Source organism: Azospirillum brasilense, assembly GCF_022023855.1.
Classification (GTDB): domain Bacteria; phylum Pseudomonadota; class Alphaproteobacteria; order Azospirillales; family Azospirillaceae; genus Azospirillum; species Azospirillum brasilense_F.
The window spans coordinates 1,031,912-1,050,323 of sequence record NZ_CP059449.1; the positions used below are offsets into that span (position 1 = coordinate 1,031,912).

18 protein-coding genes are annotated in these 18,412 nt (G+C 68.5%); 15 read left to right on the plus strand and 3 right to left on the minus strand.

The annotated features are described in order from the left end of the window. Positions 1–12: 12 nt before the first annotated feature. From nusA to H1Q64_RS04970, 9 genes are all read left to right on the plus strand, one after another. On the plus strand, positions 13–1,548 hold the full coding sequence (gene nusA / locus H1Q64_RS04930; RefSeq protein ID WP_237904615.1) for a transcription termination factor NusA: 1,536 nt from the start codon (positions 13–15) through the stop codon (positions 1,546–1,548). Positions 1,549–1,578: 30 nt separating this feature from the next. After that, positions 1,579–2,298, plus strand: coding sequence for an RNA-binding protein (locus H1Q64_RS04935; RefSeq protein WP_237904616.1), 720 nt, complete (start codon positions 1,579–1,581; stop codon positions 2,296–2,298). Between the two features lie 14 nt (positions 2,299–2,312). Continuing rightward, positions 2,313–5,048, plus strand: coding sequence for a translation initiation factor IF-2 (infB, locus tag H1Q64_RS04940; RefSeq protein WP_237904617.1), 2,736 nt, complete (start codon positions 2,313–2,315; stop codon positions 5,046–5,048). Positions 5,049–5,177: 129 nt separating this feature from the next. Continuing rightward, a complete protein-coding gene (gene rbfA, locus H1Q64_RS04945) occupies positions 5,178–5,747 on the plus strand; it encodes a 30S ribosome-binding factor RbfA (protein WP_237904618.1) in 570 nt (189 codons plus the stop codon). Continuing rightward, positions 5,737–6,675: a tRNA pseudouridine(55) synthase TruB gene (truB, locus tag H1Q64_RS04950; RefSeq protein ID WP_237904619.1), complete on the plus strand. Its 939-nt coding sequence runs from the start codon at positions 5,737–5,739 to the stop codon at positions 6,673–6,675. The genes rbfA and truB overlap by 11 nt, the downstream gene beginning before the upstream one ends. A gap of 15 nt (positions 6,676–6,690) precedes the next feature. Beyond that, the gene (gene rpsO / locus H1Q64_RS04955) at positions 6,691–6,960 is read left to right on the plus strand and encodes a 30S ribosomal protein S15 (protein WP_035670129.1); all 270 of its coding nucleotides are present in this window, start codon (positions 6,691–6,693) and stop codon (positions 6,958–6,960) included. A 295-nt stretch (positions 6,961–7,255) separates the two neighbouring features. Beyond that, positions 7,256–9,376, plus strand: a complete 2,121-nt coding sequence (gene pnp, locus H1Q64_RS04960; RefSeq protein WP_237904620.1) for a polyribonucleotide nucleotidyltransferase — start codon at positions 7,256–7,258, stop codon at positions 9,374–9,376. Positions 9,377–9,571: 195 nt separating this feature from the next. Beyond that, positions 9,572–10,333 (plus strand): class I SAM-dependent methyltransferase, encoded by a 762-nt coding sequence (locus tag H1Q64_RS04965; protein WP_237904621.1) that lies wholly within the window; start codon positions 9,572–9,574, stop codon positions 10,331–10,333. Positions 10,334–10,398: 65 nt separating this feature from the next. Further along, entirely contained in the window at positions 10,399–10,911 is a 513-nt protein-coding gene (locus H1Q64_RS04970) for a hypothetical protein (protein WP_237904622.1), read from the plus strand. Positions 10,912–10,925: 14 nt separating this feature from the next. Here the strand turns inward: H1Q64_RS04970 and H1Q64_RS04975 are convergent, their stop codons facing one another. Next, the gene (locus H1Q64_RS04975; protein ID WP_237904623.1) at positions 10,926–11,819 is read right to left on the minus strand and encodes a neutral zinc metallopeptidase; all 894 of its coding nucleotides are present in this window, start codon (positions 11,817–11,819) and stop codon (positions 10,926–10,928) included. A gap of 125 nt (positions 11,820–11,944) precedes the next feature. Between H1Q64_RS04975 and H1Q64_RS04980 the strand changes: the two genes are divergently transcribed. Next, entirely contained in the window at positions 11,945–12,499 is a 555-nt protein-coding gene (locus H1Q64_RS04980) for a TspO/MBR family protein (RefSeq protein WP_237904624.1), read from the plus strand. Here the strand turns inward: H1Q64_RS04980 and H1Q64_RS04985 are convergent, their stop codons facing one another. Then, entirely contained in the window at positions 12,500–13,534 is a 1,035-nt protein-coding gene (locus tag H1Q64_RS04985; protein ID WP_237904625.1) for a lysine-2,3-aminomutase-like protein, read from the minus strand. Positions 13,535–13,600: 66 nt separating this feature from the next. Between H1Q64_RS04985 and H1Q64_RS04990 the strand changes: the two genes are divergently transcribed. The 5 genes from H1Q64_RS04990 to H1Q64_RS05010 all read left to right on the plus strand — a co-directional run bounded on the left by H1Q64_RS04990 (position 13,601) and on the right by H1Q64_RS05010 (position 17,739). Continuing rightward, the gene (locus H1Q64_RS04990; RefSeq protein WP_237904626.1) at positions 13,601–14,350 is read left to right on the plus strand and encodes a glycerophosphoryl diester phosphodiesterase; all 750 of its coding nucleotides are present in this window, start codon (positions 13,601–13,603) and stop codon (positions 14,348–14,350) included. 229 nt (positions 14,351–14,579) lie between these two features. After that, positions 14,580–15,977: an NAD(P)H-dependent flavin oxidoreductase gene (locus H1Q64_RS04995; protein WP_038531606.1), complete on the plus strand. Its 1,398-nt coding sequence runs from the start codon at positions 14,580–14,582 to the stop codon at positions 15,975–15,977. 137 nt (positions 15,978–16,114) lie between these two features. Further along, positions 16,115–16,546 carry an iron response transcriptional regulator IrrA gene (gene irrA / locus H1Q64_RS05000; RefSeq protein ID WP_237904627.1) on the plus strand — a complete coding sequence of 144 codons (432 nt, stop codon included), beginning with the start codon at positions 16,115–16,117 and terminating at the stop codon, positions 16,544–16,546. 183 nt (positions 16,547–16,729) lie between these two features. Continuing rightward, positions 16,730–17,149, plus strand: coding sequence for a rubrerythrin family protein (locus H1Q64_RS05005; RefSeq protein WP_014238831.1), 420 nt, complete (start codon positions 16,730–16,732; stop codon positions 17,147–17,149). Further along, positions 17,146–17,739, plus strand: coding sequence for a DUF3501 family protein (locus H1Q64_RS05010; protein ID WP_237904628.1), 594 nt, complete (start codon positions 17,146–17,148; stop codon positions 17,737–17,739). Before H1Q64_RS05005 ends, H1Q64_RS05010 begins: the two co-directional genes overlap by 4 nt. Before the next feature lie 102 nt (positions 17,740–17,841). Here H1Q64_RS05010 and H1Q64_RS05015 read toward each other — a convergent pair whose 3' ends face one another. Further along, positions 17,842–18,396, minus strand: a complete 555-nt coding sequence (locus H1Q64_RS05015; protein ID WP_237904629.1) for an SH3 domain-containing protein — start codon at positions 18,394–18,396, stop codon at positions 17,842–17,844. Positions 18,397–18,412 lie beyond the last annotated feature (16 nt).

An 18,412-nucleotide genomic window follows, 5' to 3' on the forward strand; every position in this document is an offset into this window, starting at 1 on the left:
GAAGTGTGACGGATGGAACTGCTGCAAGTCGCTGACGCGGTTGCCCGCGAAAAGAACATCGACCGGGACGAGGTCCTGGAGGCGATGGAGCAGGCGATTCAGAAGGCCGGGCGCTCCAAGTACGGCCACGAGCACGACATCCGCGCCCGCATCGACCGCAAGACGGGCGACATCCACCTGACCCGCCACCTGGAGGTGGTCGAGGCGGTGGAGAACGAGGCGACCCAGGTGACCCTCGCCTACGCCCAGCGCCGCAAGCCCGGCGCCCAGGTCGGCGACTTCCTGGTCGATCCGCTGCCGCCCATCGACTTCGGCCGCATCGCCGCCCAGACGGCCAAGCAGGTCATCGTCCAGAAGGTGCGCGACGCGGAGCGCAAGCGCCAGTTCAACGAATACAAGGACCGCACCGGCGAGATCGTCAACGGTCTGGTCAAGCGCGTCGAGTACGGCAACGTCACCGTCGACCTGGGCCGCGCCGAAGCGATCCTGCGCCGCGACGAGCTGCTGCCGCGCGAGCACTTCAAGAACGGCGACCGCGTGCGCGCCTACATCTTCGACGTGCGCGAGGAAGCGCGCGGCCCGCAGATCTTCCTGTCGCGCACCCATCCGATGTTCATGGCGAAGCTGTTCGCCCAGGAAGTGCCGGAGATCTACGACGGCATCATCGAGATCAAGGCGGTCGCCCGCGATCCGGGCTCGCGCGCCAAGATCGCGGTGATCAGCAACGACAGCTCCATCGACCCGGTCGGCGCCTGCGTCGGCATGCGCGGCAGCCGCGTCCAGGCGGTCGTCGGCGAGCTGCAGGGCGAGAAGATCGACATCATCCAGTGGAACCAGGAGCCGGCGACCTTCATCGTCAACGCCCTGGCCCCGGCCGAGGTCGCCAAGGTGGTGATGGACGAGGACAACAGCCGCATCGAGGTGGTGGTGCCCGACGACCAGCTATCGCTGGCCATCGGCCGCCGCGGCCAGAACGTGCGCCTCGCCACCCAGCTCACCGGCTGGGACATCGACATCCTGACCGAGCAGGAGGAGTCGGAGCGCCGGTCGGACGAGTTCCGCACCCGCTCGCAGCTCTTCATGGACGCGCTGGACGTGGACGACGTGATCGCCCATCTCCTGGTCGCCGAAGGCTTTACCTCTGTGGAGGAGATCGCCTATGTCGAGACCGAGGAGCTGGCCGAGATCGAGGGCTTCGACGAGGACGTGGCGGAAGAGCTGAAGCAGCGCGCCCTCAACTTCCTCGACGAGCAGGACGTCCGCATGACCGAGAAGCGCCAGGTGCTCGGCGTCGAGGACGCGGTGGCGGAAGTCACCGGCTTCAGCCCCACCCTGCTGGTGAAGCTGGGTGAGAACGGCGTGAAGACGATGGACGACCTCGCCGACCTCGCGGCGGACGAGCTGCGCGACATCCTCGGCAAGGAGGCCCCGACGGAAGACGAGGCCAACGAGATCATCATGGCCGCCCGTGCCCATTGGTTCGACGGCGAGGAAGGCGCGCCCACCGCGGCGCAACCCTCGGCCGACGACCAGACGGCGCAGAGCTGAGCCGGGGTTTAGGACGCACAAACGGTACGGATGGTTGGACTGAGCGACAGGAACGAACAGACTCCGGCGGACGGTGAACCGGACGGCCTCGCGGCCGAAGGGGAGGCTCTGCTGCCGGCGGACCTGGAAAAGGGTCCGCTGCGCCGCTGCATCGCCACCGGCACCGTGCAGCCGAAGGACGGCATGATCCGTTTCGTGGTATCACCCGATGGCGAGATCGTGCCCGATCTGGAGGAACGGCTTCCGGGCCGCGGCCTCTGGCTGTCGGGGGACAAGGCGGCCTTTGCGAAGGCCATCGGCAAGAACATGTTCGCCAAGGCGGCGCGGCGCGCGGTGCGCGTCCCGCCCGATCTGGCGGAGCGGCTGGAGAAGCTGCTGGAGCGGCGGTGCCTGGATGCCTTCGGGCTGGCGCGCCGGGCCGGGCAGGCTCTGGCCGGATACGAAAAGGTGCGCGAGGCGCTGAAGACCAATCAGGTCGGACGCTCCGGACCGCCCTATCTGCTGGTCGAGGCCAGCGACGGTTCGCCCGACCAGCGGGGCAAGATCACAGCGCTGGCGCCGGATATGCCGGTTGTTGACCTGTTCGACGCCGCGGCGATGGCCGCGGCCCTGGGACGGGAAAATGCCGTGCATGCGGTGGTGGCGCGCGGGAAGCTGGCCAAGGGATTGGCTCGCGACTCCGCGCGTCTCAAGGGTATCAAGGGCTTTGTCGCCGGCTCTCCGCCGGCCGGCCACGTAAGCAACGTCTGACCATTCGGGAACCGATGACCGACAGCAACGACCAGGACCAAAAGAAAGTCTTGCACCTCTCCGGCTCCGGCAAAGGGAAGCTGGAACTGAAGAAGCCGGTCGAGACTCAGGTCCGGCAGAGCTTCTCCCATGGCCGGTCGAAGCCCGTGACCGTGGAGGTCAAGCGTAAGCGGGCCGTGGAGAAGGGCGCCCTGCCGGGCGTGGCCGACGGTGGCGCCGCCGCGCGTCAAGCCGCCCAGGGCATCCCCGTCCGGGGCGTGCCAGGCCAGCGCCAGCGCGGCGGTGGTGGCGGTGCCGTCCGCCAACTGACCAACCAGGAACGCGAGGCGCGCATCCGCGCTCTGCAAGGGGCGGCTGAAGACAACCGCCGCCGCGCCGAGGAGGAGGCCGAGGCCGCCGTCCTGGCCGCGGAGGAGGCCGTCCGCGCCGCCGAGGAAGCGGCGTCCCAGCCGGTCCAGGTGGCCGAGGCGGAGCCGGAGATTCTCGACGCCGAGACGCTGCGCCAGCGCGAGTTGGCCGAGCTGCGCGGCATCGAGGAGGCGGAGCGCGCCAAGGCCCAGGAGGCCGAGCGCCGCCGCCAGGAAGAGGAAGCCAAGCGCAAGGGGGCCGAGGAGGCCAAGCGCAAGGACACCGAACAGCCCCGTCCGCAAGGTGCGGGCGCCCGTCCCGCCGCCGGTGGCGCCGGTGCGCGCACCGCGGCCACCACCACGGAGGCTCCGGCCGCCCGTGGCCCGGGGGCTCCGGCCGCTCCGCGCTTCGGCGAGGAAGAGGACGACCGCCGCGGCAAGCCCGGGAACAAGAAGGCCCCGGCTCCGGCTCCGGTCCGCAAGGCCGCTCCGGGCGCCGATCGCCGCAAGGGCTCCAAGATGACCGTCTCGCAGGCGCTCAGCGACGAGGGTGGTGAGCGCACGCGCTCGCTGGCCGCCGTCCGCCGTGCCCGTGAGCGCGAGCGGCTCCGTCAGATGAGCCGTCAGGAGACGCAGAAAGTGACCCGCGACGTCGTGCTGCCCGAGGTCATCACCGTCCAGGAGCTGGCGAACCGCATGGCGGAACGCGGCGCCGACGTGATCAAGCAGCTCATGCGCATGGGCGTGATGGCCACCATCAACCAGACGATCGACGCCGACACGGCGGAGCTGATCATCGCCGAGTTCGGCCACCGTGTGCGCCGTGTGTCGGAGGCGGACGTCGAAGTCGGCCTGCGCCTCAACGACGATGCGGAAACGGCGCTGGTGCCGCGTCCCCCGGTCGTCACGATCATGGGCCACGTCGACCACGGCAAGACCTCGCTGCTCGACGCCCTGCGCCAGACCGACGTGGTCAGCCGCGAGGCCGGCGGCATCACCCAGCACATCGGCGCCTATCAGGTGCAGCTGGAGTCGGGTGCGAAGATCACCTTCATCGACACGCCGGGCCACGCCGCCTTCACCGAGATGCGTGCCCGCGGCGCCAACGTCACGGACGTGGTGGTGCTGGTCGTGGCGGCGAACGACGGCGTCATGCCGCAGACGATCGAGGCGATCCATCACGCCAAGGCCGCGAAGGTTCCGATCATCGTCGCCATCAACAAGATCGACCTGCCCGACGCCAAGCCGGAGCGTGTCCGCCAGGAACTGCTCCAGCACGAGCTGGTCGTGGAAGAACTGGGCGGCGACATCCAGACCGTGGAAGTGTCGGCCAAGGCCAAGCGCAACCTGGACAAGCTGGAGGAGGCCATCCTCCTGCAGGCGGAAATCCTCGAGCTGAAGGCCAACCCGGAGCGCACCGCCGAGGGCGTCGTGGTCGAGGCCAAGCTGGAGCGCGGCCGCGGTTCGGTCGCCACCGTGCTGGTCCAGCGCGGCACGCTGAAGGTCGGCGACGTCTTCGTCACCGGGTCGGAGTGGGGCCGCGTCCGCGCCCTGGTCAACGACCGTGGCCAGAGCGTCGAGCAGGCCGCCCCGGCCAGCCCGGTCGAGGTGCTCGGCCTCAACGGCACGCCGCTCGCCGGCGACGACTTCACCGTCGTCGAGTCGGAAGCCCGCGCCCGTGAGATCGCCGAGTTCCGCCAGCGCAAGAAGCGCGAAGCCGCCAACGCGGCGTCGGCCCGCGGCTCGCTGCAGGACATGTTCAGCCGCATCCAGGCCGGCGAGGCCAAGGAACTGCCGGTCGTCATCAAGGGCGACGTGCAGGGCTCCATCGAAGCGATCTCCAACGCCCTGGAGAAGCTCACGGCGGAGAACACCGAGGTCAAGGTCCGCGTGCTGCACGCGTCGGTGGGTGCGATCAACGAGTCCGACATCACGCTGGCGAACGCCTCCAACGCGATGGTCATCGGCTTCAACGTCCGCGCCAACCCGCAGGCCCGCGACATGGCCAAGCGCGACAGCGTCGAGATCCGCTACTACTCGATCATCTACAACGTGATCGACGACGTGAAGGCGGCCCTCACCGGCATGCTGTCGCCGACCCTGCGCGAGCGTTTCATCGGCTACGCCGAAATCCGCGAGGTGTTCAACATCACCAAGGTCGGCAAGGTCGCCGGTTGTATGGTCACGCAGGGCACCGTCAAGCGCGGCGCCGGCTGCCGCCTGCTGCGCGACAACGTCGTCATTCACGAGGGCACGCTTAAGACGCTCAAGCGCTTCAAGGACGAGGTCAAGGAAGTGCGCGAGGGTTACGAGTGCGGTATGGCCTTCGAGAATTACGACAACATCCTGGCCGGCGACATCATCGAAGCCTTCGAGATCGAGGAGGTGGCGCGCGAGCTGTAAGCCCGCCGCCGCACCCCGGCTCACAGGCCGGTCGCAGATGACGTTACAGTTGACAAGGGCGCCCATGCGCCCTTGTCGCGTTTTCGCGGAGGGGCGGACCCCTCCCGCACCGCATTCGGGATCGACAGCATGAGAAAGAAACACGACCTGGCCGGAAAGCCGCCATCCCAGCGCCAGCTCCGCATCGGCGAGGAAATCCGCCATGCCCTGGCGGATCTCTTCCGGCGCGGCGACTTCCACGACCCCGAACTGGCGGAACTGAACGTCACGGTGACCGAAGTGCGGATCAGCCCGGACCTGCGCAACGCCACCGCCTTCGTCACGCCGCTGGGCGGCGGCCCGATGGACGAGACGCTGTCGGCCCTGCGCCGCGCCGCTCCCTTCCTGCGCGGTCAGGTCGCCCGCGCCATCAACCTGCGCCACGCCCCGACGCTGAGCTTCGAGGCCGACACCTCCTTCGACTATGCCGGTCGCATCGACGACATCCTGCACAGCCCGGCGGTCGCCCGCGACGTCGGCTACCGCTCGCTCGCCGACCGCGTGAACGGCGACGACGACGAGGACGACGGCTGGGACGAGGAGGACGAGAAGGAGACGGACGACCTCGACGACGATGAAGACATCGACGACGAGGACGAGGACGAAGACGACGGGGATGAGGGCAACGGCGGCGAGGGCGAGGGGCGCCGTGGCTCGTAAGCGCAGGGGCGAACCGATCCACGGCTGGATCGTGCTGGACAAGCCGGCGGGGATGACCTCGACGCAGGCGCTGTCCAAGGTGCGCCGCCATCTGAACGCGGAGAAGGCCGGGCACGGCGGCACGCTGGACCCCATCGCCACCGGCATCCTGCCCATCGCGCTGGGCGAGGCGACCAAGACCGTGTCCTACGCCATGGACGGCGAGAAGACCTACCGCTTCACCGTTGCCTGGGGGACTCGCACCACCACCGACGACCGCGAGGGAACGGCGGTGGAAACCTCCGCGGCGCGTCCCGACGCCGAGGCGATCCGCGCCGCTCTGCCCGCTTTCCTGGGCTTCGTCGAGCAGATTCCGCCGCAGTACTGCGCGCTCAAGATCAACGGCGAGCGCGCCTACGACATCGCCCGCGAGGGCGAGGTGGTGGACATCGCCCCGCGCACCGTGCGCATCGACCGGTTGGAACTGATCGAGACGCCGGACGCCGATCACGCGGTTCTGGAGGTGGATTGCGGCAAGGGCACCTATGTCCGCTCCATCGCCCGCGACCTCGCCGAACGGTTGGGGACGGTGGGGCACATCCGCGATCTGCGACGCCTGCGCGTCGGGTCCTTCACGTTGGACGGGGCGATTTCCCTGGACGATCTGACCGCGATGGAGCAAGGTACCGCGGTCGAAAGACTTCTGTTGCCGATCGAGACCGCGCTGGACGACATCCCGGCGCTGGCCCTGACGGACGCGGAAGCGCACCGACTGAAGCACGGCCAGACGGTGGCACTCCTCACCCGGCAGGACCGCGAACGCCTCACGGCGCTGCGCGGCGATGTTGGTGGGGATGGCACCGTCATTGCGCTTTTCGGCGGAAAGCCGGTGGCGCTGGCGCGCGTGGAGGGGGCGGAGGTCCGTCCGGTGCGCGTTCTCAACCTATGAACGATGGAGACCCCGATGTCGATCACGCCCGATCGCAAGCAGGAACTCATTAAGGACTATTCGCGCGGCACCAACGACACCGGGTCGCCCGAGGTCCAGGTCGCGATCCTGTCCGAGCGCATCCGGAACCTGACCGAGCACCTGCAGGGCCACAAGAAGGACTTCCACTCCCGCCGTGGTCTGCTGGTGATGGTCGGCCAGCGCCGCCGTCTTCTCGACTATCTCAAGAAGAAGGACAACAGCCGCTACGCCACGCTCATCGAGCGTCTGGGCCTGCGTCGCTGATTTCCAAAAGGCGTCCGTGCTGGTGACCGAACATCCGTCCCGATCAGCGCTCGACCCGCCGCACCGCGTTCCGGTGCACCGGGGAGCGTCGCGCCGGTCGGGACGTTCGGTTGTTCGCGAAGGTATGTTCTAGTCAGACGGCCGGCCCGGACCTTCCGGGACCGGCCGTTTGATTTTTTAGCCCTTTTCGGGTTTTGCCCTTTGTTGGGTTTTCACATGCGGGGTCCGACGACCGATGACCCCGGCTTAGGCCAGCAATCCGGCGGGCCTAGGTGTCGGATGGAAGGAAGAATCCATGTTCAAAGTTTTCCGCAAAGAAATCGAATGGGGTGGACGCAAGCTGACGTTCGAGACGGGCAAGATCGCCCGTCAGGCCGACGGCGCGGTGCTGGTCACCTATGGTGAGACCACGGTCCTCTGCACGGTCGTCGGCGCCAAGTCGCCGAAGCCGGGCGTCGATTTCTTTCCGCTGACGGTCAATTACCAGGAAAAGTCCTTCGCAGCCGGCAAGATTCCCGGCGGCTTCTTCAAGCGTGAAGGCCGCCCGACGGAGAAGGAGACGCTGGTCAGCCGCCTGATCGACCGTCCCATCCGTCCGCTGTTCGCCGATGGCTTCCGCAACGAGACGCAGGTCATCTGCACCGTGCTGAGCCACGATCTGGAGAACGATCCGGACATCGTCGCGATGGTCGGCACCTCGGCCGCGCTGACGATCTCCGGCATCCCATTCCTCGGTCCGATCGGCGCCGCCCGCGTCGGCTACGTCGACGGCCAGTATGTGCTGAACCCGACCATGGACGCCGTCGGCGGTTCTGCGCTCGACCTCGTGGTCGCCGGCACCCAGGACGGCGTGCTGATGGTCGAATCGGAAGCCAAGGAGCTGTCCGAGGAGGTCATGCTGGGCGCCGTGATGTTCGGTCACAGCAGTTTCCAGCCGGTCATCGACGCCATCATCGATCTGGCCGAAGAGTGCGCCAAGGAGCCGTGGGACCTGCCGGAGCCGGCCTACGACCGCGCCGCCCTGAAGGCGAAGCTGCGCGCGACCGTCGGCGCCGACGTGGAGGCCGCTTACACCGAGACGGTGAAGCAGGTCCGCTACGAGAAGATCGGCGCCGCCAAGGCGAAGGCGCTGGAGGCTCTGGCCGAGGCCCATGAGACCCAGGCCATCGTGACCGAGTTCAAGGAGCTGGAGGCCGACATCCTGCGCGGCGCCGTTCTGAAGACCGGCCGCCGCATCGACGGCCGCGACACCAAGACGGTCCGCCCGATCGTGTCGGAGGTCGGCGTGCTGCCGCGCGCCCACGGTTCGGCGCTGTTCACCCGCGGCGAGACGCAGGCCCTGGTCGTCACCACGCTGGGCACCAGCCAGGACGAGCAGATCATCGACGCGCTGCAGGGCGAGTACCGGGAGCACTTCATGCTCCACTACAACTTCCCTCCGTACTCGGTGGGCGAGGCCGGCCGCATGGGCTCGCCGGGCCGCCGCGAGATCGGCCACGGCAAGCTGGCGTGGCGCGCCATCCACCCGCTGCTGCCGAAGAAGGAAGACTTCCCCTACACGCTCCGCGTGGTGTCGGAAGTGACCGAGTCCAACGGCTCGTCGTCGATGGCGACGGTTTGCGGCACCTCGCTGTCGCTGATGGACGCCGGCGCTCCGCTGGCGCGTCCGGTGGCCGGCATCGCCATGGGCCTGATCAAGGAAGACGACGGCTTCGCGGTCCTGTCGGACATCCTGGGTGACGAGGATCACCTGGGCGACATGGACTTCAAGGTGGCCGGCACCGACGCGGGCATCACCGCGCTCCAGATGGACATCAAGATCACCTCGATCACCGAGGAGATCATGAAGATCGCTCTGGGCCAGGCCAAGGACGGCCGCCTGCACATCCTGGGCGAGATGTCCAAGGCCCTGACCGGCGCCCGCGACGCGGTGAACGAGAACGCCCCGCGCATCACCGTGATCAACATCCCGAAGGAGAAGATCCGCGACGTGATCGGCTCCGGCGGCAAGGTGATCCGCGAGATCGTGGAGCAGACCGGCGCCAAGATCGACATCGAGGACGACGGCACGGTCAAGGTCGCCGCGGTGGACACCAAGGCCGCCCAGGCCGCCATCGACTGGATCAAGGGCATCGTCGCCGAGCCGGAAATGAACGTGGTCTACACCGGCAAGGTCGTGAAGGTCGTCGATTTCGGCGCCTTCGTGAACTTCCTGGGCTCCCGCGACGGCCTCGTCCACATCTCCGAGCTGGCGCAGCAGCGCGTCGGCAAGGTGTCGGACGTGGTGTCGCAGGGTGACTCGGTGAAGGTGAAGGTCATCGGCTTCGACGACCGCGGCAAGGTGAAGCTGTCGATGAAGCAGGTCGATCAGGCCACCGGCGAAGACCTGACCAAGAAGGACGGTCCCGCCGCCTGATCCGTCTTTCCGCGCGCAAGCGGGAACGACGCTTCTCATCTCCCTCCCCTGCGCGAGCGGGGGAGGGTCGGGGAGGGGGTGGAACGCTTCCGCCCCCAATCCTCTTTCGCTCCTTCATCGCTTCCGGCCTTCGGCTGCTCCCGCCCCCCGTGTTACAAGGTGGAACCACCACCATTGCGGGACGCGTGCCTGTCCATGCCCGACCAGCCCTCCGAAACCGCAGTCTTCCCGCCGGATGGACCGTCCTTCCGGATCGACTGGGGACTGCAAGGTCTTCTCCGCCTCGTCGATTCCTATGAGTTCCGCACGGTGCTGGACGTCGGATCGGGCGGTGGCGACCACGCGCGCCTGCTGCGCCACATCGGGAAGGAGGTGGTGACGGTCGATCTGCACCGCAGCGCCGACATTCGCACCGACTTCATGGATGCGGCCATCGACCGGACCTTCGATGTGGTCTGGTGCTCCCATGTGCTGGAACACCAACGCAATCCCGGTGCTTTTCTCGAAAAGCTGCGCCGCTGCCTTGTTCCGGACGGCGTGCTGGCGATCAGCGTCCCGACCCACCCGGCCGACCGCATGGTTGCCGGCCATGTGACGAGCTGGAACGCTTGGCTTCTCTGCTACAATCTGGTGCTTGCCGGTTTCGACTGCGCGCAGGCGCGCTACGTCAACACGGTGGATCTCAGCCTGATCGTCCGCAACCGCACGGCCCTGGCCGGCGACATTGGCACGGGGGCGGGCAGCGGGGCCGACCTCGACCCGGCGGACGGAGCCGATCCCTTCACCGCCATCGCCCCTTTTTTTCCCTTCCCGGTCGGCCAAGGCGCCACGGCGCCGCTGGGAGAGATGAATTGGGGTGGTTTCGATTACCTGCTTCCCGCCGGCTTCCCGTCCTTCCGCTTGCACAGCCGCTTCCTGCCGCCGGAAGGGCTGTTCATCGGCGGGGGGACGGGGTGATGGCCGGTGTCGCCCGGATTGTTCCACGATCGGTACTTCCCGCTCCACGGCCCCGGTGACCCGCGATGCCCGCTTCCATTCCTGCCGACGCCACCCGTTGCCTGCATTACGGCGACGGCATGTTCCTGACGAGCGCCTTGATGACGCTCGAACAGCGGTTCCTCCTGAACTGGAACGCCTTGCAGAACCGAATGCTCCACACGCCCGGTGTGCTGGAAGGGCTGGCGGTGGCCCAAGGCGGCGGGAACTGCGTGACGGTCGGGAGCGGTGCGGGCTTCGACGCCATGGGGCGCTTCCTGGTGCTGCCCGGCGAGGGCGCGTCCCTGACCGTGCCGGGCGGTTCGTCCGCTCCCTGTTACGTCCACCTGCTCTTCCCCGATCCGGTGCCGGTCAGCGAGGTTGCAACCACCATGGATCTGGCGGCCTCCCCGCGGATCGGCGACATGGAGGAAGCGCCGGACAACGGCGTGCTTCTGGCCGAGATCCGGCGCGATGCGGCGGGGGCGGTCGCTGGCGTGATCGACCGGCGCCAGCCGGTGCGCTCCCGCCTGCCCGCGCAACTGTCCGACGCCGGATGATTTGAGGAGGGCTGCTACAGCCGCTCCGCCCCAAACGTGTCGCAGGCGTTCAGCTGGCCCGTCTCCAGCCCTTTGCGGAACCACTGCACCCGTTGGACGGAGCTGCCGTGGGTGAAGCTGTCCGGCGTCACGGTGCCGCGCGACTGCTTCTGCAAGCGGTCGTCGCCGATGGCGCTGGCGGCGGTCAGGGCTTCCTCGACGTCGCCGGGCTCGATGATCTGGCGCTCGCGGTTGGCGTGGTTGGCCCACAGCCCGGCGAAGCAATCGGCCTGAAGCTCCAGCCGTACCGACAGCCCGTTGGCGTCGGCCTGGGAGCCGGCCTGCCGCTGGGCCTGCTGCACCCGGTCGGAGATGCCCAGCAGGTTCTGCACATGGTGGCCGACTTCATGGGCGATGACATAGGCCTGGGCGAAGTCTCCCGGCGCGCGGAAGCGGTCGCGCAGGTCGCGGTAGAAGCTGAGGTCGATGTACACCTTGCGATCCTGCGGGCAGTAGAAGGGACCCATCGCCGCCTGGGCGAAGCCGCAGCCGGAATCCACCGTGCCGGAGAACAGCACCAGAGCCGGGTCCTGGTAGGTCCGGCCGATTTGCTGGAACTGTGCGGACCAAGTGTCCTCCGTGTCGGCGAGCACGACGGAGACGAAGCGTTTCAGCTCGTCATCCCCACCGCCGCGCGGGGCGTCGGACTGCTCGGTGCGGGCCTGCTCCTGCGGGACGGTGCCCTGCAGAAGGTCCAGCGGGTTGATGCCCAGCAGGAGCGACACCACCACGATCACCGCCAGCCCGCCGATGCCGACGCCGCCCCGCCCGATGGGGATGCCGATCCCGCCGGTGCGGAAACCGCCGCTTCCGGGCGTGCCGCGCCGATCCTCGACATTCTCGCTCTCGCGACCGTCCTGCCACCGCATCGCCCGATCCTCCCCCGACGCATTGCGAGAGGAGAACCAGCGAAGGGGGGCGGCTGTTCCGGCGCTCCGCCGGATGCGTCAACCACCCGCTTGACCGCAAGCGGGGCCGTGCCATTTCCTAAGGCATGAACCACCGCTCCTTCGTCCCGACGGAACCCGCAACCGACACCGGCCCGCTGCCATTCCACGTGCACTGGTGGCAGGCTCTGGTCTTCTGGCTGCTCACCAACACCTATGGCGTGTTCGAGCGGGGCGGGGAGCCGTTTCCCGGCTATCAGCCCTCGCCGCTGCAGCCGCCGGGCTGGGCCTTTCCGGCCGTCTGGTTCAGCATCAGCCTGATCCAGCTCTGGGGTTGCGTCCGGCTGCTGAACGCGCCCTGGACGATCCGCTGGCGCCCGGCGCTGATCGGCATGCAGGGGGCGCTGTGGCTGCTCTACGCCAGCTTCGGATTCGCCTATTTCACGATGGACAGCCCGATCCTGGCGGCGGCCTGGACCATCGCCTACTTCATCATCGCCTCGACCTGCGTGCTTCTGGTCTGGCCGGACGACCGCGCCATCGCGGCGAGCTGGCTGCCGCTGGTGCTGTGGACCGGCTTCGCCTCCATCGTTGCCATTCATGGCGTCGTCCTGAACCCGGACCCGCTGTTCGGGCTGGGGCCGGGGCTGGGGACGCGCTGATCAGCCGCGGTAGCGGTGCGTCGCCCCGGTGAAGTCCTCCGCCACATAACCTCCTTCCCCGTCGGGCTGCACCCAGCCCGGCGCCGCGGGGGCCTTGCCGTGCCCGCCGGGGATGTCCAGCACATAGGTCGGCTGGCAGAGGCCGGAGACGCGCCCGCGCAGTCCCTTCACCAGCGCCTGCCCCTCGGCCAAGGTCGGACGGAAATGGCTGGTGCCGGCGGCGAGGTCCGGATGGTGCAGATAGTAGGGTTTGATCCGGTTGCGCACCAATCCCCGGAACAGCGCCTCCAGCGCCGCCGCGTCATCGTTGATGCCTTTCAGAAGCACCGTCTGGCCCAGCAGGGGAATGCCGGCGTCGGCCAGCCGGGCGACGGCGCCGCGCGCCGGCTCCGTCAATTCATTGGCGTGGTTGACGTGGATGGCCATCCAGGTCGCCACATCCGGCGCCTTCAGCGCCTCGACCAGCTCCGCGGTGACGCGCGCCGGGTCGGCGACGGGGATGCGGGTGTGCAGCCGGACTACCCCGACATGGGGAATGTCCGACAGGCTGCGGACGATGTGGGAGAGGCGCCGCGGCGACAGCAGCAGCGGATCGCCGCCGGTCACCACCACCTCCCACACCTCGGGATGCGCACGCACGTACGCCAGGGCGGCGTCCAGCTCGTCGGGCGACAGGGCCTCGCCGCCGGGGCCGACCATTTCCCGTCGGAAGCAGAAACGGCAATAGACCGCGCAGGCGTGCAGCGGCTTCAGCAAAACCCGGTCGGGATAGCGGTGGACGATGCCCTTCACCGGGCTGCGCGCCACGTCGCCGATGGGGTCGGCGCGCTCCTCCGGGGCTGTGTACGCCTCCTCGTGGGAAGGGACGTACTGCGCGTACAGGGGATCGCCGGGCGCAGCGTCCGCCAGCGTTTCCAGCAGGTACGGGGTCAGGGCGATGGCGTAGCGGTCGGCCACGGCGGCCACGGCCTCGCCCGCCGCGGGCGTCATCAGCCCGGCGGCCACCAGATCGGTCACGCTGTGGGCTGCCTTCATCGCTCGTTCCCGATCCGCCGCTTTGCGCCTATCATTGAGAGGCCCGCTCTTACTCCCGCAGGACCCATGCTGTCGACTCTTCCCCGCCTGATCGGCCACCGCGGCGCCAAGGAAAGCGCGCCGGAAAACACGCTCGCCAGCCTGCGCGAAGCCGCCCGCCAGGGCGCCGCCTGGGTCGAGGTGGACGTGATGCTCACCCGCGACCGCGTGCCGGTGTTGATCCACGACGACACGCTGGAGCGCACCACCAACGGCGCCGGGCCGGTGCCTAACCTGACGCTGGCGGAGCTGAAGGCGCTGGACGCCGGTTCCTGGTTCGACGCACGTTTCGCCGGCGAAACGGTGCCGACCCTGGAGGAGGCGCTGGGCGTGATCCGCAAGTTGGGCCTGGGCCTGAATCTGGAGATCAAACCCTATCCCGGCCAGGAGGTGCCGACGGCGGAAGCCGCGCTGGAGCTGTTGAAACGGCTGTGGCCCGGCGGCCTGCCCCTGCTGGTGTCCAGCTTCGAGGTGCCCTGCCTGGAGGTGGCGCGCGACCGGGCGCCGGAGATTCCGCGCGGTTACCTGCTGTGGGATCCTCCCGCCGACTGGGCGGCCATCGCCGACCGCATCGGCGCGGCCACGCTGAACGTCCATCAGGATCGCCAGACGGCGGAGAGCGTCGCCGCCTACCGCGCCACCGGGCGTCCGGTTCTGGCCTACACGGTCAACGACGCGGCGCGGGCGCGGGCGCTGTTCGACTGGGGTGTGGCCGGACTCTTCACCGACGCGCCGGGCCGGCTGGCGGCGGAGCTGGCCGCCGGGTCGACACCGTGAGACGGTTCCCCCAGGGAGCACCGGTTGACGTTTGGGGACATGTCGCTGTGACAGATTTTTTTCTAACACCGCGAATCCGCTCGTCCGCACGGAAATTTCCTCATATATAGATCGCTCATGGCGGCATGGGCCGTCGGGGGCACGACTCCCGGCGGCGTTTTTCGTCGTCTTTCGGGTCGCGCTGTCCGGGTGCCCGCACGCGGGCGCTCTCATGGTCTTGGAGGTTTCGTTGAAGGCGCTTAAGCCGTTGCTGATGTCTGGCCGGGAGGTTCTGCCGCTCGTCGAGGGTGGCAAGGGAATTGCCGTCTCCAACGGGGAAAGCTCGGGCGCCTGGGCGGCGGCCGGGGGTATCGGAACATTCTCGGGCGTGAACGCCGACAGCTACGACGAGAACGGGAATCTCCTGCCGCAGGTCTATCACGGCAAAACCCGTCGCGAGCGTCACGACGAGCTGATCAAGTTCGGCATCCAGGGCGGCATCGCGCAGGCGCGCATCGCGCACGAGGCGTCGAACGGCCAGGGCCGCATCCACATGAACGTCCTGTGGGAGATGGGCGGCGCCGAGCACATCCTGCACGGCGTGCTGGAAGGCTCCCAGGGCCTGATCCACGGCGTCACCTGCGGCGCCGGCATGCCCTACCGCGTGGCGGAGATCGCCGTTCACTACGGCGTGCACTACTACCCCATCGTCTCCTCCGCCCGCGCCTTCCGCGCCCTGTGGCTGCGCGCCTACCACAAGTTCCGCGAGAACCTCGGCGGCGTGGTCTACGAGGACCCGTGGCTGGCCGGCGGCCACAACGGCCTGTCCAACTCCGAGGACCCGCTGAAGCCGGAGGATCCGTTCCCCCGCGTCCTGGCGCTGCGCCAGATGATGAACAGCTTCGGCCTGAACGACACCCCCATCGTGATGGCGGGCGGCGTCTGGTGGCTGTCGGACTGGGAAGACTGGATCGACAACCCCGATCTCGGCCCGGTGGCCTTCCAGTTCGGCACGCGCCCGCTGCTGACCCAGGAGAGCCCGATCTCCAACGCCTGGAAGCATCGTCTGCTGACGCTGAAGGAGGGCGATGTCTTCCTGAACCGATTCTCACCGACGGGCTTCTACTCCTCCGCCGTCAAGAACCCGTTCCTGATGGACCTGATGGCCCGCTCGGAGCGTCAGGTGGCCTATCTGCCCAAGCCGGTGGGCGAGCATTCCGCCGAGCTGCCGCTGGGCCCGCGCGGCCGCCCGGTCTATGTGACCGAGACGGACAAGGCCCGCGCCGAGGGCTGGCTGTCCCAGGGCTTCACCAGCGGCCTGAAGACGCCGGACAGCACGGTCATCTTCGTCACGCCGGAGCAGGCGGAGCGCATCCACCGCGATCAGGTGGACTGCATGGGCTGCCTGTCGGCCTGCAACTTCTCCAACTGGGCGCAGAACGAGGAAGGCACGAACGGCAAGCGCGCCGATCCGCGGTCCTACTGCATCCAGAAGACCCTGCAGGCGGTCAGCCACACCGACGACTGCGAAAACCAGCTCATGTTCGCCGGTCACAACGCCTTCCGCTTCGCGTCGGACCCCTACTACAAGGACGGATTCATCCCGACCGTGAAGCAGCTGGTCGAGCGGATCGCCACCGGCTACTGACGCCGACGGCCCGCGGCTTTGCGGGGGGCGCTTGCCCCCTGACCTGAAATCGTTCTAAAGTGAGCGGGCTGCGGCAGATCGCCGCGGTCCGTTTCGCGTTTCGACTTTGTGACCTGAACCACGGCGAACAGACGACGATGACCGGCACCCGACCCTTCAAGCGCGCCCTCGATCGCCTGCAGACGGCAGGCTTCCGCCCGACGCGCCAGCGTCTGGGTCTGGCCCGCCTGCTGTTCGAAGGGGAACACCGCCACGTCACCGCCGAGCAGCTCGACACCGAGGCCATGGGGGCGGACCTTCGGGTGTCGCTGGCCACGGTCTACAACACGCTGAACCAGTTCACCGCCGCCGGCCTGCTGCGCGAGGTGGTGGTGGAGGCGGGCAAGTCCTACTTCGACACCAACACCAGCGACCATCACCACTTCTTCCTGGAAGGGACGAGCCGGCTGGAGGACATCCCCGGCGACGACGTGGTGGTGCAGCATCTGCCGCCGGCCCCGCCGGGCACGCGCATCGCCCGGGTGGACGTGATCGTCCGGCTGAGCGCGGAGCAGGGCGAGGACCGCTGAGGGACGGGCGGCCGATGGCCGTCTCCGGAAAAAATCCGTCTCCCGACCGGGTCTTCGGGGAATTTCCGGAACATTGACGCGTTTTGGGAGCAATGGCATAAGCCGTAGCCGAGGCTCGGCCGCCGGAGGCCCCACGCCCGCGCGCGGCCGGGCCGGACAGAACCCCGTCTGGAGAACGCCGCCATGTCGCTGAAGGGCACGAAGACCGAGCAGAACCTCAAGGCGGCCTTCGCGGGTGAAAGCCAGGCCAACCGCCGCTATCTCTATTTCGCCCAGAAGGCCGACGTGGAAGGCCACAACGAGGTCGCCGCCGTCTTCCGCTCCACCGCGGAGGGCGAAACCGGCCACGCCCACGGCCACCTGGAATTCCTGGAGGAGGCTGGCGACCCGATCACCGGCCTGCCCATCGGCGACACGGTGAGCAACCTGAAGGCCGCCATCGCCGGCGAGACCCACGAATACACCGACATGTACCCTGGCATGGCCCGCACCGCCCGCGAGGAAGGCTTCGAGGAGGTCGCGGACTGGTTCGAAACACTGGCCAAGGCCGAGCGGAGCCACGCCGGGCGGTTCCAGAGGATGCTGGACCAGCTGTCGTCATGACGGCACGCCGGACCGCGATCACCCGCGCCGACATTCTTCCCCTGGACCGCTACGCCCGCGAACGCGCCGCCCGCCGCAGCGCGCTGGTCGCCGTGAAGAAGAGGCGCCGCGTCGCGGTCGGTCCCTACGCCCTCGTCCATTTCGAGAATTACGAGACGATGTGGCAGCAGGTCCACGAGATGCTGTTCATCGAGCGGGGCGGCGAGGCACAGATCGACGGCGAACTGTGCGCTTACAACGGGCTGATCCCCCAGGGGACGGAACTGGTCGCCACCGTGATGTTCGAGATTGCCGATCCGGCGCGCCGCGCCGCCGAACTTGGCCGGCTGGGCGGGGTGGAGCGGACGGTGACGCTGCGCTTTGCCGGCCACACGGTAACCGGCCGGCCGGAGGAGGACGTGGAGCGCACGAACGAGGCCGGCAAGGCGTCCGCCGTCCATTTCCTGCATTTCGACTTCACGCCGGAGCAGATCGCCGCCTTCCGCACCCCCGGGACGGAGGTGATCCTCGGCATCGGCCATCCCCGGTACGGCCACATGGCGGTGATGCCGGAGGCGGTGCGGGCGGAGCTTGTGGGGGATTTCGGGTAGGGGAAACCTGTTGCCCCCACCCTAGCCCTCCCCCGCCCAGCGGGGGAGGGAAGGGGCCCGCGGCGCCAGCCGTGGGAAGGGTGGGGGCAAACCGCCCGCCCCTTACTCGAACGTCTCGTCCTTGTAAGCGCCCCAGAACTCGCCGCGGCTCATCCAGCCGCGATAGCCCTTCAGGTCCACCTCGCACCACTCGCCCTTGCACTTGCGCAGCCAGCCGATCACCCCCGGCTGGGCGCGGGCCACGACGGCGGCGTCGCCGCGCGGCTCCTTGCGGACGGCGCGGATGTCGCCGGTGATGACGATGCTGCGCTTGCCCGACAGCATGCTCTGGTGGACCCAGCCCTCGCTGCCTTCCCAGTCGCGGATGCGGCGCCAGGTGTCGAATTCCTGAGTGATCTCCACCGGCATTTCCTTGCGGGTGAACACCCATTCGATGGGGTAGCGCACGTTGGGGCCGGTGCGCGCGTTCACCTCGCCCGAGCGCAGCGACACGAAACGGGGAATCGGCAGGCCCGAGGCGTGGGTCGGGTCCTTCTCGCGCCGCGCGCCTTCCGACGCGTCGGCGGTGGACGGCGTGACCGGCGTCAAGGCTGCGACGGCCAGCGCCAGAACGGCGAGAGCGCGGCGGATGGCAGACGTCGTCGGCAACGGCAACACCGGCAGCCCCGTGCTG